Consider the following 15554-nt stretch of genomic DNA (forward strand, 5'->3'; position numbering starts at 1 on the left):
GCCATGATCACCATTTGTACCGCCTGCGGCACGTCTTATCAGCAGCAGCAACCTGCCCTTACGCAGTGTCGCATTTGTCAGGATGAACGCCAGTTTGTGCCGCCCGGCGGGCAGCAGTGGATCGATCAGTCTGCGCTGCGCGCCTCGCATCAAAACCAGTGGCAACAGCTGGAGCCCGGGCTGCTCAGCCTGCAAACCGTACCGGATTTTGCCATTAACCAGCGCGCCATTGTGCTGCAAACGCCGCACGGCAATATCCTGTGGGATTGCATCGCGCATCTGGATGACGCCACCGTCACGCTGCTGCGTGCGCTCGGCGGCCTGCACGCCATCGCCATCTCCCATCCCCACTATTACAGCACCATGCAGGACTGGGCCGACGCCTTCGACGCGCCGGTGTATCTGCACGCCAGCGACAGCGAGTGGATTATGCGTGCATCGCCCCGTCTGCAGCCCTGGCACGGCGACAGCTGTGATCTGCTGCCGGGCGTGCGGCTGTTACGTCTGGGCGGCCACTTTGCCGGCGGCACGGTGCTGCACTGGGCGCACGACGGCGGCGTGCTGCTGAGCGGCGATATTTTGCAGGTAACGCCCGGTGCCAGTGCGGTTTCGTTTATGTGGAGCTATCCCAATATGCTACCGCTGGCTGGCGCCACGGTGACAGCCATGCTGCAGCGGTTGCAGGGCGTGAAGTTTACGCGCCTGTACGGCGCGTTTGCCGGCCGCGAAATTCTCGCGCGTGCCGATGAGGCAGTACAGCAGTCGGGCCGTCGCTATCTGGCCTGTCTGCAACATCCACAGCCATAGCGCTTACACAGCCGCGCTGGATAAATACCAGGCGATCGCACCGCACACGGATGTACAGACGTCTGGACGTATACTATAGTCGGTTTCCTGCAAACATAAGGAAACCTGCAAACAATGAAAAAAACATGGCTTACCGCCCTGCTGGCGGCCTCTGTCACCCTGCTCAGCGCCTGTGACAACCACAACGACAACAAAATCAAAGTGGCGATCAATACCGGACCGGATGAGGCGCTGTGGCAGACCGTGAAGCAGGTGGCACACGATAAATATCAGCTCGATGTTGATGTGGTAGCGTTTAATGATTACGTGCAGCCGAATGAAGCGCTGTTCAACAAAGATGTCGACGCCAACGCGTTCCAGAGCCTGCCTTATCTGGAGATGCAGTCCAAAGAGCGCGGATATAAATTTGCCGTCGTGACCCATACCTTCGTGTTCCCGATTGCCGGTTATTCACGCAAGATTAAATCACTGCAGGATCTGCCGGATGGCGCTACCGTGACCGTGTCTAACGAAGCGACCACCTTGGGGCGTAGCCTGCTGCTGCTGCAGGCGCAGGGCCTGCTGAAGGTGAAACCCGAAGCCGGTCTGCTGCCGACCACGCTGGATATTACCGACAATCCGAAAAAGCTGAAGATTGTGGAAGTGGATACGCCGCAGCTGGCGCGCACGCTGGACGATCCGCAGGTTTATCTGTCGATCATTAATAATAACTTTGCCGCGCTGGTTAATTTATCCGCTTCGCGTGACGGGATGTTTATGGAAGGCAAAGCGTCGCCATATGTGAATGCGATTGTGGCGCGCGAAGATAATAAAGACAGCCCGAACGTGCAGAAGCTGAAAGAAGCGTTCCAGTCACAGCCGGTACTGGATAAAGCCAACGAGATTTATAAAGGCGATATTATTAAGGGTTGGTAAGGATTACCTGCCTGTTGATGCAGGCAGGAACAGGATTACCGCACCCATCGTAGCGGCGCAATTTATTGCGCATTCGGACAGTCGTGCGGTGTTTCACTCAGCGCGATAAATCGCGCCGCTACAATGTGTGCAGGATGGTGGTGCCGAAATACAATGCCGCACGGATCGTAGCGGCGCAATTCATTGCGCATTCGGGCAGTTGTGCGGTCTTTCACTCAGCGCGATAAATCGCGCCGCTACAATGTGTGCAGGATGGTGGTGCCGAAATACAATGCCGCACGGATCGTAGCGGCGCAATTCATTGCGCATTCCGGCAACTGTGAAGTGTTTAACTTAGCGCGATAAATCGCGCCGCTACAATGTGTGCAGGATGGCGGTGCCGAAATACAATGCCGCACGGATCGTAGCGGCGCAATTCATTGCGCATTCCGGCAACTGTGAAATGTTTAACTTAGCGCGATAAATCGCGCCGCTACATATTGTGCGGTCAGAGGGTACGGACATAATTTTTGGTACAAAGTCTTAGCATCGCTATTTCCTGCATTTTTAATCATCTCGCTATCTGCACACCCCCATCCCATTTTCTGCCAGCCAGCCCGCTTCTGCTGCTGTCTGAATCGTCTACACTTCAGGTTGAAAAAGCCGCAGCGGTGTAAAAATGGCGTAAAAATTTGGTCGATTGGTATAAAAATCGCGTACAAAAAAACGCCACCCCCTACCGATTACGCCGCTGAAACGCTATCTTCGCCAGCATAAAGGTGGGTGATTGCGACACGCCAGTGCGGTTGATGGCGCTCGCCCTTTCTCCCTGAAAAAACAGGAAATGTATGAGTCAATCAGAGAAACAGTCTCTGCCTGCTGGCATGCTGGCCGCCGCCGGCATCGTGTTTGGTGATATCGGTACCAGCCCGCTGTATACCCTCAAAGAGTGTCTGTCGATTTTGCCGGACGGCGCGCCGTCGGCGCTGGCGGTGATGGGCTTTCTGTCGCTGATCTTCTGGGCGCTGACGCTCATCGTCACGCTGAAATATGTCTGCTTCGTGATGCGCGCCGACCACGACGGCGAAGGCGGCATTCTCACCCTGATGTCGCTGGCTCGCCGCAACGTTGGCCGCAAAGCCGGTCATATCATCGTGCTGGCCGGTCTGATTGGCGGCGCATTTTTCTATGGGGATGGCGTGATCACCCCCGCCATCTCGGTGCTGTCGGCCATTGAAGGGATTCAGGTGGTCTCGCCCGGGCTGGAAAAATATGTGGTGCCGCTGGCGCTCACCATTCTCGCGCTGCTGTTCATTATCCAGAAACACGGCACGGAAAAGGTCAGCCGGGTGTTTGGCCCGGTGATGTTTGTCTGGTTTGTGGCCATCGGCGCACTTGGCATACGCGGTATTCTGCTCAACCCGGAAGTGCTGCACGCGCTCAGTCCGTCCTATGCGCTGACCTTCCTGCTCAGCCACAAAGCGCTCTCGCTCGCGGCAATGGGCATGGTGGTGCTGGCGGTGACCGGCGCGGAAGCGCTGTACGCGGACATGGGCCACCTGGGCAAAGCGCCGATTCGTCTCGCCTGGCTGGTGATTGCCATGCCGGCGCTGATACTGAATTACTTCGGCCAGGGCGCGCTGGTGATCGCCGATGCGCAGGCGCTGAACAATCCGTTCTTTAATCTGGCTCCCGGCTGGGCGCAGATTCCACTGATTGTGCTGTCAACGCTGGCCACGGTCATCGCGGCGCAGGCGGTGATTTCCGGCGTCTATACCCTGACGCATCAGGCCATTCGCCAGGGCTTTTTACCGCCGATGCGCATCATTTTTACCTCGCATACCGAGTCCGGGCAGATTTACATTCCGGTGGTGAACTGGCTGCTGTTCACCGCCGTGATGCTGATTGTGCTGGCTTTCCGCCAGTCATCGGCGTTGTCCTCGGCGTACGGCATCGTGGTGACCGGCACCATGGTGATCACTGCCTGTCTGGCGGGCGTGGTGGCGCTGCGTAACTGGCGCTGGCCGCTGCCGCTGGCGCTGTTGTTCCTGCTGTGTATGCTGGTGGTCGACGTGCCGCTGTTCATCGCCAACCTGATGAAACTGCTGTCCGGCGGCTGGGTACCGGTGCTGCTGGCGCTGACCATGATGGGATTGATGCTGATCTGGAGCAGCGAGCGTAACCGCCTGATTCGCCGTTTGAATAACGATCAGGACGGTTTACTGGCGCTGGTGAAATCGCTGGAGAGCAATCCGCCGAACCGCGTCGAGGGCACCGCCATCTTCCTCGCGCGCAAGGAGTTTGAAATTCCCCAGGCGCTGTTGCACAACCTCAAGCATAACCGCGTGCTGCACCGCCGCGTGGTGCTGTTGCATATCCGCACCACCGACACGCCGCGCGTCTATAACCAGCAGCGCGTCAGCATTACGCAATTGTCGCCGTCGTTCTGGCAGGTCACTGCCGCCTACGGCTGGCGTGAAGTGCCGTCGATGGCCGAGATTCTGCATCTGTGTGGACTGGAAGGTTTTGGCTGCACAGTGAATGAAGCGTCATTTTTTACCGCGCACGATACGCTGGTAATGAAAAAACGCCGCGGTCTGGCGCGGGTGCGCGGCGGGATTTTTCACTTCTGCCAGCGCAACGCGCTACGCGCCCATGAGCAATTTCATATTCCGCCCAATCGGGTGATCGAACTGGGCGGCCAGCGCGAGTTTTAAGCCGCAGGGCCACGGATGGCCGGATTTACCAGCACACAATGCAGCGACTTTTTTAATGGCAAATGTAAGCAGATGAAAAAATATTAGCGAAACATTACCGGAGTTGTGGCGGAACTTTTCTTAACATCTGATTAGCAATTAAAGCTAAAACGCATAACCTCAAAAGGTGTTTATTAACCCTACCGGCATGATGATTCACCGTGCGCTTTGCCGGAATGTATAAACCAATAAACAACGATCTCAGGATCGGTTAATTCACTTCCGGCTCTGTTGTTATTTTTGAGGAGTAAGACCATGAAAGCGTTAATTAACGATGTGATTTCCATTTTTACGCCGCAAAATGTTAAACCGGTTTTAATTCGCGCCGATTTGACGCACCGCGAATTATCTTCAATCCATCCAGCGGGTGTGACCTCCGTAAGCTGGGCCACGTCAATGGAAGAGTTAACAGACGCCATTGTGAAAAAAGCCCAGGCGGCCGGAGCCGTCGGTTATCACATCACCGACGTTGAATCACATGAGCCGGGCCACGACGGCCAGCACGTGATGGCTGCCACCGCCACGCTGTATCACATCAATGACAAGGTGGCTTACGGCTGATGCTCGGATTAACACGTTTTTCTGCTTATGGCCTGCCCGTCATTTCCGGCAGGCTTTTTTTCATTAAAATAGGCAGCGAGAAAATCGAGAAAAACTTTAATACGCTGCGATTCTGCGGCGCGTTGCGTATACACCGCCCAGATATTGGCTTCCTGATACCACTGCGGTAATACCGCCACCAGCTCGCCCGTGGCCAGATACGGCGCCACATCCCACGCTGAACGCAGCGCAATACCATGCCCCTGCAACGCCCAGTGCAGAATCACCTTGCCGCTATTGGAAGAGTAATGGCTGTTCAGGCGACACAACACCTGCTGCTCGCCATTGGTCAATGCCCAGTTACCAAATGAATTATCGCGTTCATTAATGATCAGACAGCTGTGATGAATTAACGCATCCAGCGAGGCTGGCATACCGGCGCGGGATAAATACGCCGGCGCGGCACATAAAATACGCCGGTTAGCAATCAGCCGGCGGGCAATATAGGAAGGATTGAGATCGTCGCCAACGCAGATTTCCACATCCGTGCCGCTCTGTAGCAGGTCGAATGCCCGATCGCTTAGCATCAGTTTAATATTCAGCGACGGATGCTGGTGAATAAATGCCGAAACCGCATCCGATAAATAGTCCTGACCGAAACCAAATGAGCAGCCGACGGTAATTTCCCCGGTCAGCTCGCCGCGCCACTGACGGAAATTATTGAGAAAGCCATCCATTTCCTGCACTACCTGCAGCGCGCCCTCCAGCGCTTTTTCACCTTCCGGCGTCAGGCGCATCACGCGGTTAGTGCGGAAAAACAGCCGCGTCTCCAGCTGTTTTTCCAGAATGGCGATGCGTTTACTGATGTAAGACGGTGACTGACCCAGCTCAATCGCCGCGCGGCCGAAACCGTCATGCCGCGCCACGCTGATAAACACGTACAGGTCTTCGATCGACGGCCAACCCTGTAACGGCTTCTGATAACTTTTTCCGGCAAGCAGTATTTTCATAACAGCACATGGTGAGTGAACGCCACGTGGTTATAACACAGATCCCAGAAAGCGCTGAAGCGAGTGCAGAAACCGCTCTGGCACCTCTTCCTGCGGTGAATGGCCGCACGGTAACGCCTCGCCCTGCACCTGCAACGCCTTGTCCTGCCAGGTGTGCACCACATCATACAGCTGACCGACCGTGCCCTTTTCGCCCCACAGCAGAAACAGCGGACAGGCAATGCGCCGGTCGCTGTCAGCGGCATCGTGTTGCAAATCGATGCTGGCGGCGGCGCGATAATCTTCACACACCGCGTGGATCATCGCCGGATCCCGATAGCAGCGCAGATAATCTTCGAATATCGCCGGTTCGGTCGCATCCGGCGTTTTCAGCTGGCCATCAATGTGTTTACGCAAAAAGAACGCCGGATCGTGACTAATCATGGTTTCCGGCAGCGGATGCGGCTGAATCAGGAAGAACCACCAGAAGTAGCGCGTGGCGAACGCCTGATCGGTCAGCGCGTACATGGTGGCAGTCGGTGCGATATCGACAAACACGCAGCAGCTGACTTTCTCCGGATGATCGAGCGCCAGCCGGTGCCCGACGCGCCCGCCGCGATCGTGGCCGACAAACGCCACGCGCTGCAGGCCGAGCGCGTCGATCAGCTGACTGATATCCTGCGCCATGCTGCGTTTGGCATACGGCAGATGTTCAGCGTCACTGGCGGGCTTGTCGCTGTCACCGTAGCCGCGCAAATCCGGCAGGATCACCTGATATTGCTGCGCCAGCTGCGGTGCGATTTTACGCCAGGCCAGATGATTTTGCGGATGGCCGTGCAGCATCAGCAAGGGCGTGCCCTTGCCGCCGCTGGCCACGCGTAGCGTAACGCCATTATCCAGCGTCACATCCTGCAGGGTAAAACCGGCGATAAACGGCGACGGGCCGCGGTCGATAATCTTACTCATGGTTGCTCCCTGGTGCGCTGTAGCCACGGACGCTGCGCAAAGTGCTGCGCTTCAAACTGGCTGATATCCGCTTCATATTGCAGCGTCCAGTCCACCGCGCTGCCGCCACCGATCAGCATTTCGCGCTTCAGGGCACTCACCGTAAAGTGAATCACTTCATCCGCGAACTGAATGGTTTGCTGCTCCAGCGACACGCTGATGGTGTTGCGCTGCGCATCGGCGGCCACCGCGCTCAGACGCTGATAATCCGCCTCGCTCAGGCTCAGCGTCAGCACGCCGTTACGCTGGCAGTTGTCGTCAAAAATGCCGGCGAAGCTGGTGCCGATAATCGCGCGAATGCCCAGCTGATTCAGCCCCCACACCGCATGTTCGCGGCTGGAGCCGCAGCCAAAATTGGCGCCAACCAGCAAAAACGTCGCGTTCTGCCAGCCCGGCTGATTAAGGATGAAATCAGGGTTTGGCGCACCGTCGGCCAGAAAGCGCAGGTCAAAGAACACGCCGCGATCCAGCCCCTGCCGGTCAATGCCTTTGAGAAACTGCTTGGGCATAATCACATCGGTATCGATGTTAGCAGCCGGCAGCGGTGCCAGCTTGCCGGTGATGGTAGTGAAAGCTTGCATATTACACCCCGGATTGCAGATAGTGACGAACATCAACCAGATGGCCCGCCAGCGCAGCGGCGGCGACCATCGCCGGACTCATCAAGTGAGTACGCGCGCCCGCGCCCTGACGGCCGGCAAAGTTGCGATTGGTGCCCGATGCGCAGCGATCGCCCGGTGCCAGCACATCCTCGTTCATCGCCAGACACATCGAACAGCCCGACTGACGCCACTCGAAGCCAGCGTCGATAAAGATGGCCGCCAGCCCTTCCGCCTCCGCCTGCTGCCGTACCTGGGTTGAGCCCGGAACGATGATGCCGCGCACGTGCGGCGCGATTTTGCGGGTACCAATCACCGCTGCCGCAGCGCGCAAATCTTCAATGCGCCCGTTGGTGCAGGAGCCGATAAACGCGTGGGTGATGGCAATGTCGGCCAGCGGCGTGCCGGCTTGCAGCCCCATGTAGTGCAGTGCATTTTTTATCGCCTGCTGTTTCACCAGATCGGGTTCGTCAGCCGGATTAGGCACGTGGCCGCTGATGGCGCAGGCCTGATCCGGGCTGATGCCCCAGGTGACTTTCGGTTCCAGATCGCTGCAATCAATGGTCAGTTGCCGGTCAAATACCGCATCATCATCGCTGCGCAACGTGCGCCACTCGGCCAGCGCCTGCTGCCACAGTTCGCCCACCGGCATTTGCGGTTTGCCGGCAATGTAAGCGTAGACCTTGTCATCCGGCGCGATAATCGCCCCGCGCGCACCGGCTTCCACTGCCATGTTACACAGCGTCATACGCCCTTCCATGCTCAGCGCATCGATCGCGCTGCCGGTAAACTCAATCGCATATCCCGTAGCGCCGGATGCGCCAATCTGTTCGATCAACGCCAGCACGATGTCTTTGGCGGCACAGCCAAACGGCAGCTCGCCGGTGACTTCAACGCGCATGGTTTTCAGCGTGCGATAAATCAATGTCTGTGTCGCCAGCAGGTGCTCGATTTCCGAGGTGCCGATGCCGAACCCCAGCGCGCCAAACGCCCCGTAAGTGGTGGTATGGCTGTCACCGGCGGCAATCACCATCCCCGGCATCACCAGCCCCTGTTCGTGTGCCACCACATGTTCAATGCCCTGTCGCGGGTCGAGCACGTCAAACAGCTCAATGCCAAAGTGCTCCGCATTTTTGCGGAAGTAATCGACCTGCAGCTGACCGCCTGCGTCGGTCATCGCCGCATCGCGCACTGGCCGCGTCGGGTTCACGTGATCAACGTTGAGTAGAATGGTGGCCGGATGGCGCACGCGACGCGACCGGTCGCGCAGACCGCTAAACGCCTGCGGGCTGGTGTATTCATTGAGGATTGACCGGTCGATATAGAGCAGCACGTGCCCCTCATCGTCCAGGTGACGTACCACATGCTGTTCGATCAGCTTTTCATACAGGGTTTTGCCCGCCATGCTCATGTCCACGCGAAAGTTAAACAAGTCATCAGAGACCTTAGGGTAAACCCATTCGGCGTCAGATCATCAACACGCTCCGTGCAGTGATAGTGCATGATTTGTCATCGCGCCGGCGGATTTAATTTGACCTAAGTCTTGCCCGTGGTTATAAATAATAACCGCGCTCCGTTAGCGGATATATTGTTGCTTTTTCCCGCACTGCTGCTGTATTCCTGCCGTTTATTTCGCCATCCCGCTTTTATGAAAGTTAATTAATTGCCATCAATAGTTAATTAACTAAAAACAAGTTAATCTTTTCGTAACAATCTTTTAATTTGCCAACCGAATTTTTAACGTTCATCTGCAAAGAATAAACAGGACTGGCATGACTCAGACCAAAAAACTTGTGTCCGCGCTTTCGCTGACGGCACTGCTTGTCTCTTCAGCGGTTCACGCTGAGAACGCACCAGAAAAAACCGACGTGCTGCTGATTGGCGGCGGTATCATGAGCGCCTCGCTCGGTACCTGGCTGCAGGAGCTGCAACCGGGCTGGAAACAACTGATGGTTGAGCGTCTCGACGGCGTCGCGCTGGAATCCTCCAACGGCTGGAATAACGCCGGTACTGGCCACTCTGCCAACATGGAGCTGAACTACACGCCAGAGCGTGCAGACGGTTCCATCGATGTGAGCAAAGCGCTGGAAATCAATGAATCGTTCATGATTACCCGCCAGTTCCTGACCAGCCAGGTACAGCGTGGCGTGCTGCACGATCCGCGTTCGTTCATCAACTCCACCCCGCACATGAGCTTTGTCTGGGGCGACAAAAATGTCGAATACCTGACCAAACGCTATGCGGCGCTGCAGAAAACCACCCTGTTCCAGGGCATGAAGTTCTCTACCGATCACAAACAGATCGAGCAGTGGGCACCGCTGGTGATGGAAGGTCGCGATCCGAATCAGAAAGTGGCCGCCACCTGGACGCCGGTGGGTACCGATGTGAACTACGGTGAAATTACCCGTCAGCTGATCGGCAGCCTGCAGAAAGATCAGAACTTCAAGCTGGAAACTTCCTCTGAAGTCACCGATTTCAAACGCAACAGCGACAACTCCTGGCACGTCACCATCAAAGACGTGAAGAGCGGCGCAAACCGTGAAGTGGATGCGAAATACGTATTCATCGGCGCGGGCGGTGCGGCGATTAAGCTGCTGCAAAAAACCGGTATTCCTGAAGCCGATAACTACGGCGGTTTCCCGGTGGGCGGTTCGTTCCTGATGACCGAAAACCCGGAAATCACCAGCCGTCACCTGCAGAAAGTGTATGGTCAGGCTTCCGTAGGCGCACCGCCAATGTCGGTACCGCACATTGATGCCCGTAACCTCGACGGTAAAAAAGTGGTGCTGTTTGGGCCGTTCGCCACGTTCTCGACCAAATACCTGAAGAACGGTTCGCTGTTCGATCTGCTGAGCGCTACCACCACCAGCAACTTCATGCCGATGACGCACGTGGGCATCGATAACTTTGACCTGGTGAAATACCTGATTGGTCAGGTGATGCTGAACGATGATGACCGCTTTGCCGCGCTGAAAGAGTACTACCCGAACGCGCGTAAAGAGGACTGGAAACTGATTCAGGCCGGCCAGCGTGTGCAGATCATCAAGAAAGATGCTGAGAAAGGCGGCGTGCTGAAGCTGGGTACCGAAATCGTGACCGATCAGCAGAAAACCGTGGCGGCCCTGCTGGGTGCTTCACCGGGTGCATCTACCGCGGCACCGATCACCCTGAACGTGATGCAGAAGCTGTTCCCGCAGCAGTTCGCGTCACCGGAGTGGCAGCAGAAGATCCGCGCTATCGTGCCAAGCTTCGGCCAGAAGCTGAACGGCAACACCGCGCTGACCCAGCAGGTATGGGATAACACCGCATCCGTGCTGCAGCTGACCAAACCGCCAGTGATTAACATGGACGATCAGCAGTCGGCACCTGCGCAGGCCAAACCGCGCGAAGAGTCCGCGAAGCAGGATATGGCGCTGTAATAGCGCCATCGCTGAGTCAATCGAACCGATGCCGGTGCGCGAGCCATCGCCCACCGGCATTTTTTTGTCTGAGGATTGGCTGATTGCGGTGTCAGGTTGCGCAATAAATTGCGCCGCTACGGTTTGTGCGCGTTGTGATTACTGCACCCTCCAGCCGCACCTTATGTAGCGGCACGATTTATCGTGCTAATTCAAAGGTTGCAAGGCAACAGTACGTGCGGGCTTTGTGAATCTTCCGTAAGGTGCGCATTCATGCGCACCTGGAAAATAATTACGACTTCACGTAATCCGAATAGGCATTTTGCAGCGCGATGTGGTCGGCAATATATTTCGCATCGTGCCACACGCCGTAAATAAACGACGACGCCCGGTTGACCAGATTGGGCAGGCCAAGGAAATAAATACCGCGCTCGGCAGAAATACCGCGCTTGTGGAATGGCAGGCCCTGTTCATCAAACGCATCCACCTGCAGCCAGCTGAAATCAAATTTAAACCCGGTAGCCCAGATAATGGTGCTGATGCCCGCCGCCTGCACTTCCAGCTGCATCAGCGGATTTAACAGGCATTCCGGATCCGGCAACAGCTCCCACGCCTGCGGCTCGGCCGGTAAATCCAGCCCGTTGCGTTCTATGTACGCATCCGCATCGCGCAGCACCTCGAAATAAGCTCTGTCACCTTCGGCGATATTCTCTGCCAGCCCCGGCGCAAAGCGCAGCACGCCGTTATCCCAGCGCTCGGTGATGCCGACCAGCGTAATGCCCATATGGGCCAGCCGGCGGAAATCCACGGTTTTACCGCCTTCATAGCCGCTGACGGCAAAGGCCACGTGCTGTTTCTTCGGCTTGATTTTCACTTCGTCCCACAGCCCCAGCGCGCCAAGCCACCAGCAGTAATCACGGTCGCGATAGGCGCGTGGCGGGCGGTAGTGCTCACCGACCGACAGAAACACCTCGCGGCCGGCCTGACGCAGCTCCTCGGCAATCTGGGTGCCGGACGCACCCGCACCCACCACCAGCACCGCTCCGGGCGCCAGCTGCTGTGGATTTTTGTACGCCGATGAGTGGATCTGCTGCGGCACCGCGCCTTCAGGCACGATGGCCGGGAACGCGGGCTTCTGAAACGGCCCGGTGGCAGCCACCACATTGTCCGCGTCGAATTCTCCCACCGACGTCACCACCCGGAAGCCACTGCGTCCGGGCAGCCGCGTCACCTGCTGTACTTCAACCCCGGTGCGCACCGGCGCGTTGAGCATCTTTGCGTAATCCTCGAAATACTGCGCCATGCGCTCTTTCGGCGGAAACGCCTCCGGTGAAATGTTATCAAACTTCAGCGAAGGAAAGCGGTCGTGCCACGCCGGGCCGTTGGCCACCAGCGAGTCCCAGCGTTCGGAGCGCCAGCGCTCGGCAATGCGGCTGCGCTCCAGCACCACGTGCGGGATCTGCATCTGCGCCAGATGTTCGCTCATGGCGATACCCGCCTGGCCCGCTCCGACAATCACGGTATTGATTTTTTCTACTGACATAGGTCATCCCCGAATAGTTGGCATGCCACCAGCGCGGCGCAAATATTACGCCGCTGGCGATTAACACCAGGTTGTCATGTTTAACGGCGGCCCGATGGCACAGCGAATTTAATGCCCGGCCTCAACGTTTAATATTTTTCCCAGCCCGAAAAATTTATTGGCGATTATTAACATCGCGGCGGTCACCACAATATAAATAACCGACAGCGCCGCCAGCGTCGGGTCGGCAAATTCACGCACGTAGTTGTACATCGCCACCGGCAGCGTCTGCGTCGCCTGGGTGGTAATAAACAGCGAGGCGGTAAATTCATTGAAAGAGAGAATCGCCGCGAACAGCCAGCCACCAAACAGGCCCGGCAGAATCAGCGGCACGGTAATGGTCCATACCACGCGCAACGGCGATGCGCCGAGGCTGGCCGCCGCCAGTTCTATCCGCTGCTCGAGATTTTTCAGCGATACATAGACGCTGCGCAGCACGAACGGCAGCACCAGCACCACGTGGCAGAAAATCACCAGCGCGTAGCCGCGTCCCAGATTGAGCTGCGACACCAGCATCAGCAGGCCGAGGCCAATGGTGAAATGCGGAATAAACAGCGGCGACAGCAGAATACTCTCCAGCACCTGTTTGCAGGGAAAGCGATAGCGCTCGATGGCAATCGCCAGCGTGGCACCGATGACCACCGCCAGCGTTGACGCCCATGCCGTGACAATCAGTCCGGACCAGAAGCCGTGACGAAAATCGTCGTAGCTCAGCGCCCGCTCAAACCAGCGCAGCGACCAGCCTTTCGGCGGGAAGAACAGCACGGAGGTGCTGCTGAACGACGAAATAAACACCACGACGGTGGGCAACATGACAAACGTCAGAATGGCGATCACCAGCAGTTTACCCAGCAGCGCAATCAGTTTGTCGTTGTGAGAACGGGTCATATTAGTGCCCTCCCATGGCGTGCAGGAAGCGCGTCATGCGCTTCAGCGCCAGCAGCAGCAGAATGGTCAGCAGCAGGCCAGCAATGCTCAGCGCTGCGGCAAACGGGAAGTTCATCGAGGAGAAACCCAGCTGATACACCAGCGTAGCCACGGTACTGACGCGCCCGCCGCCAATCAGTTGTGGCGTCGCGAAAGCGCTGAAGGTCCAGGCAAACGCGGTGGTCAGGCTGGCGATGATGCCGGGAATCGACAGCGGAATGGTCACCGTCAGCAGCGCGCGTACCGGCCCGGCACCAAGGCTGGTGGCGGCTTTTTCGTAGTCCGGATTGATATGTGACAGCGCCGTCGCCAGCATCAGCACCATGATCGGCATGGTGACATGCACCAGCGCGACCACCACGCCGGTCTGGGTAAACATAAACTGGATTGGCTGGCTGATGATGCCCAGCGCCAGCAGCAGGCTATTAAGAAAGCCGCTGTTACCCAGCACGATAATCCACGAATAGGTGCGCACCACTTCCCCCAGAAACAGCGGGGTAATCGCGATGATCAGAATGGTGGATTTGATCCACGCAGTGCGGGTGCGCACCAGCGCATAGGCCAGTGGGTAACTCATCAGCAAACCAAATAAAGCCGTTTTGGCGCTGAGCAGCACGGTATTGAGAAACGCATCGCCGTAGATGCGTTTAAACAGGCCACTGAAATTGGCCAGCGTAAAGCCGCCGACATCCAGCGAGCCGGGGATGTATGCACGCACGCTGAACTGCATCACCGCAAACATCGCGACGACCAGCCCCATCGCGGTCAGCGTGGCGGGAAGAATGAACCAGGGTAAAAATGTCGGTTTTTTCGTCATGGACGTTACTGCCTGCATAGGTGTTACCGGCTACGGCGAGGCACCCGCCCCGCCGCAGCACCAGGACAATCAGTGAGACATGATGTTTTCAGAGAACCACTGACGCCACTCGGCGGTTTTCTCCGCACGCAGTTGGGGATCGGTATTGATGGTGGCATTCCACTGCGCCGGCGTGGTCAGCATGCCTGGCAGTTTCGCCAGCTCCGGATCGATATGCGCGTTGGTCACCGTCGGGCTACCGCGATAGATCTTCGCCACCTGCTGCTGAATTTCCGGTTTCAGTGCGATGTTGATGAACTTGTACGCCAGATCGGCATGTTTGCTGCCTTTATTGATGCCGACGGTATCCACGCCGAGGATCGCGCCCTCTTTCGGTATCGCCAGCTTAATGTTGACCCCTTCCGCAATCATGCTGTAGGCGTTCATTGACAGCATCACCTGCACCGGCGTTTCTCCGGTGGAGATCAGCTGCTGGCTGTTGGCATCATCGGTGTAGAACGATTTGATGTTAGGAATCAGCGCTTTCAGCTTCGCCTGGCCCTGCTGCCAGTGCGCCGCATCGCTGCCGGAGAGTTTGGCGGCCACGGCGATGATGTGGCTTGGATCCCAGTCGGGCAGCGCCAGCGTACCTTTCAGCTCCGGCTTCCACAGGTCGTTCCAGCTGGTGAAAGTTTCCCCTTTTGGCACCAGATCCGGTCGGTAGCCGATGGTGTAGACGTAGCCCCACACGCCCAGATGATACGGGCTGACTTTCGCCTGCTGCACCAGATTGACCGCATTAGGAATTTTGCTCATGTCGAGCTTCTCGAACAGGCCGCTGTTGGCATACAGATAGCCGACGTGCGCGGTGGTAAAGGTCACGTCAGTTTCCGGCGAACCGCCCGCCAGTTTGGCTTTGTTGAGGCGATCGATGGTGCCGCCGGTGACGAACTGCACTTCGACGCCGGTCTCTTTGGTGAACTCCTTAGCGATGGTTTGATCGATCAGATCTTTAAAGCTGCCGCCCCAGGTGCTGACAATCAGCTTGTCGGCGGCCATGGCATTCCCTGCGCTCAGAATTCCCGTGGTTAACAACGTTAAGGCACACATCTTACGCAACATATTTTTGTCCCCAGTCAATGAAAAGGCTGTTATCGCTGCTCTGAACCACCGTTGATTCGCCACGGCGCGCTGCGCCAAAACAGTGCGAAAGTGAAAAGCAGGTGTCACAGCGATTCTGCCGCTGGCCGATGCTGCGGTA

Annotated in this window: 13 protein-coding genes; 5 read left to right on the plus strand and 8 right to left on the minus strand. The window is 57.1% G+C overall.

What is annotated here, in order from left to right:
- Positions 1–3: 3 nt before the first annotated feature.
- The 4 genes from F3I21_RS12585 to F3I21_RS12600 all read left to right on the plus strand — a co-directional run bounded on the left by F3I21_RS12585 (position 4) and on the right by F3I21_RS12600 (position 5018).
- Positions 4–807, plus strand: coding sequence for a hypothetical protein (locus tag F3I21_RS12585; protein WP_058781438.1), 804 nt, complete (start codon positions 4–6; stop codon positions 805–807).
- A gap of 114 nt (positions 808–921) precedes the next feature.
- Entirely contained in the window at positions 922–1722 is an 801-nt protein-coding gene (locus F3I21_RS12590; protein ID WP_058758789.1) for a MetQ/NlpA family ABC transporter substrate-binding protein, read from the plus strand.
- An 827-nt stretch (positions 1723–2549) separates the two neighbouring features.
- The gene (gene kup, locus F3I21_RS12595; protein ID WP_150059056.1) at positions 2550–4418 is read left to right on the plus strand and encodes a low affinity potassium transporter Kup; all 1869 of its coding nucleotides are present in this window, start codon (positions 2550–2552) and stop codon (positions 4416–4418) included.
- 294 nt (positions 4419–4712) lie between these two features.
- Entirely contained in the window at positions 4713–5018 is a 306-nt protein-coding gene (locus F3I21_RS12600) for a DUF1471 domain-containing protein (RefSeq protein ID WP_021509483.1), read from the plus strand.
- Positions 5019–5026: 8 nt separating this feature from the next.
- On the opposite strand, the gene F3I21_RS12605 is transcribed toward F3I21_RS12600, so the two are convergent.
- From F3I21_RS12605 to leuC, 4 genes are read right to left on the minus strand one after another with little or no spacing between them, the layout of a single operon-like run.
- Positions 5027–6007, minus strand: a complete 981-nt coding sequence (locus tag F3I21_RS12605) for a LysR family transcriptional regulator (protein WP_150059057.1) — start codon at positions 6005–6007, stop codon at positions 5027–5029.
- A gap of 30 nt (positions 6008–6037) precedes the next feature.
- A complete protein-coding gene (locus F3I21_RS12610; RefSeq protein ID WP_150059058.1) occupies positions 6038–6952 on the minus strand; it encodes an alpha/beta fold hydrolase in 915 nt (304 codons plus the stop codon).
- The gene (gene leuD, locus F3I21_RS12615) at positions 6949–7572 is read right to left on the minus strand and encodes a 3-isopropylmalate dehydratase small subunit (protein ID WP_058775054.1); all 624 of its coding nucleotides are present in this window, start codon (positions 7570–7572) and stop codon (positions 6949–6951) included. Before leuD ends, F3I21_RS12610 begins: the two co-directional genes overlap by 4 nt.
- A gap of 1 nt (position 7573) precedes the next feature.
- Positions 7574–8995, minus strand: a complete 1422-nt coding sequence (gene leuC / locus F3I21_RS12620) for a 3-isopropylmalate dehydratase large subunit (RefSeq protein ID WP_058775055.1) — start codon at positions 8993–8995, stop codon at positions 7574–7576.
- A 367-nt stretch (positions 8996–9362) separates the two neighbouring features.
- Between leuC and mqo the strand changes: the two genes are divergently transcribed.
- Entirely contained in the window at positions 9363–11009 is a 1647-nt protein-coding gene (gene mqo / locus F3I21_RS12625; RefSeq protein WP_021509488.1) for a malate dehydrogenase (quinone), read from the plus strand.
- A gap of 271 nt (positions 11010–11280) precedes the next feature.
- On the opposite strand, the gene F3I21_RS12630 is transcribed toward mqo, so the two are convergent.
- From F3I21_RS12630 to F3I21_RS12645, 4 genes are all read right to left on the minus strand, one after another.
- A complete protein-coding gene (locus F3I21_RS12630; protein WP_150059059.1) occupies positions 11281–12531 on the minus strand; it encodes an NAD(P)/FAD-dependent oxidoreductase in 1251 nt (416 codons plus the stop codon).
- Between the two features lie 108 nt (positions 12532–12639).
- Complete coding sequence (locus tag F3I21_RS12635) at positions 12640–13458, minus strand: ABC transporter permease (RefSeq protein WP_058775057.1); 819 nt, start codon at positions 13456–13458, stop codon at positions 12640–12642.
- Position 13459: 1 nt separating this feature from the next.
- A complete protein-coding gene (locus tag F3I21_RS12640) occupies positions 13460–14314 on the minus strand; it encodes an ABC transporter permease (RefSeq protein WP_021509491.1) in 855 nt (284 codons plus the stop codon).
- A 69-nt stretch (positions 14315–14383) separates the two neighbouring features.
- A complete protein-coding gene (locus tag F3I21_RS12645) occupies positions 14384–15415 on the minus strand; it encodes a polyamine ABC transporter substrate-binding protein (protein WP_058758799.1) in 1032 nt (343 codons plus the stop codon).
- Between the last annotated feature and the right edge of the window lie 139 nt (positions 15416–15554).

This window comes from Pantoea sp. B_9, assembly GCF_008632015.1.
In the GTDB taxonomy this organism is placed as follows: domain Bacteria; phylum Pseudomonadota; class Gammaproteobacteria; order Enterobacterales; family Enterobacteriaceae; genus Pantoea; species Pantoea dispersa.

Bases quoted from the DNA above. Each gene is read 5' to 3' on its own strand.
- F3I21_RS12635 (WP_058775057.1), bottom strand. From the start codon at position 13,458: ATGACCCGTTCTCACAACGACAAACTGATTGCGCTGCTGGGTAAACTG.
- kup (WP_150059056.1), top strand. From the start codon at position 2,550: ATGAGTCAATCAGAGAAACAGTCTCTGCCTGCTGGCATGCTGGCCGCC.
- F3I21_RS12590 (WP_058758789.1), top strand. From the start codon at position 922: ATGAAAAAAACATGGCTTACCGCCCTGCTGGCGGCCTCTGTCACCCTG.
- F3I21_RS12585 (WP_058781438.1), top strand. From the start codon at position 4: ATGATCACCATTTGTACCGCCTGCGGCACGTCTTATCAGCAGCAGCAA.
- leuC (WP_058775055.1), bottom strand. From the start codon at position 8,995: ATGGCGGGCAAAACCCTGTATGAAAAGCTGATCGAACAGCATGTGGTA.
- F3I21_RS12630 (WP_150059059.1), bottom strand. From the start codon at position 12,531: ATGTCAGTAGAAAAAATCAATACCGTGATTGTCGGAGCGGGCCAGGCG.
- mqo (WP_021509488.1), top strand. From the start codon at position 9,363: ATGACTCAGACCAAAAAACTTGTGTCCGCGCTTTCGCTGACGGCACTG.
- F3I21_RS12645 (WP_058758799.1), bottom strand. From the start codon at position 15,415: ATGTTGCGTAAGATGTGTGCCTTAACGTTGTTAACCACGGGAATTCTG.
- F3I21_RS12605 (WP_150059057.1), bottom strand. From the start codon at position 6,007: ATGAAAATACTGCTTGCCGGAAAAAGTTATCAGAAGCCGTTACAGGGT.
- F3I21_RS12610 (WP_150059058.1), bottom strand. From the start codon at position 6,952: ATGAGTAAGATTATCGACCGCGGCCCGTCGCCGTTTATCGCCGGTTTT.
- F3I21_RS12600 (WP_021509483.1), top strand. From the start codon at position 4,713: ATGAAAGCGTTAATTAACGATGTGATTTCCATTTTTACGCCGCAAAAT.
- F3I21_RS12640 (WP_021509491.1), bottom strand. From the start codon at position 14,314: ATGACGAAAAAACCGACATTTTTACCCTGGTTCATTCTTCCCGCCACG.
- leuD (WP_058775054.1), bottom strand. From the start codon at position 7,572: ATGCAAGCTTTCACTACCATCACCGGCAAGCTGGCACCGCTGCCGGCT.